Source organism: Candidatus Symbiothrix dinenymphae (genome assembly GCF_001431085.1).
This window is the reverse complement of record NZ_BBRU01000305.1, coordinates 1-530: the sequence shown is the minus strand read 5'-3', so window position 1 is coordinate 530 and position 530 is coordinate 1. Positions and strand designations below refer to the sequence as shown.

The 530-nt window shown below is 40.2% G+C and carries 1 protein-coding gene and 1 rRNA gene; one reads left to right on the top strand and one right to left on the bottom strand.

What is annotated here, in order from left to right:
* Positions 1-49: 49 nt before the first annotated feature.
* Complete coding sequence (locus ASC50_RS03810; protein ID WP_055432073.1) at positions 50-346, top strand: helix-turn-helix domain-containing protein; 297 nt, start codon at positions 50-52, stop codon at positions 344-346.
* Between the two features lie 58 nt (positions 347-404).
* Here ASC50_RS03810 and rrf read toward each other — a convergent pair.
* Positions 405-517: ribosomal RNA gene (gene rrf / locus ASC50_RS03805) — 5S ribosomal RNA — on the bottom strand.
* Positions 518-530: the final 13 nt, after the last annotated feature.

Sequence of the window (530 nt, the reverse complement as noted above, 5' to 3'; positions counted from 1 at the left end):
GGATGAAACAGGTTTTGTAGATTATTTGAAAGAATTATAAATAAAAAATATGAAAGAAGTAATAAAAAAATTGGAACAACACGCCTCTCTCACCCCTTCCGGCTGGCGTGAAGTTGCTGAACATCGGCAAACCAATAAAACATGGATGCGCTATTCCCAATACATAGCCATGCTTATGATGGACAAAATGGAAGATTTGGGATTGACACAAACAGCACTTGCCGCGCAAATGAATGTGTCGCAACAATACATTAGCAAGGTGTTGAAAGGCAGAGAAAATCTATCAATAGAAACATTGGCGAAGATAGAAGATATTCTACATATCGGTGTTTTGGAGTTCGCGTAATGCTTGGAAATACACGCAAAAAAACCTGCCAAGTCCAAAAGACTTAACAGGTTTCAAAAATTGGCAGCTATCTACTCTCCCACAAGCAAATGCAGTACCATCGACGCTATCGGGCTTAACTTCTCTGTTCGGAATGGGAAGAGGTGGAACCCCGACGCTATAACCGCCTAAATTAGTTTTTAGT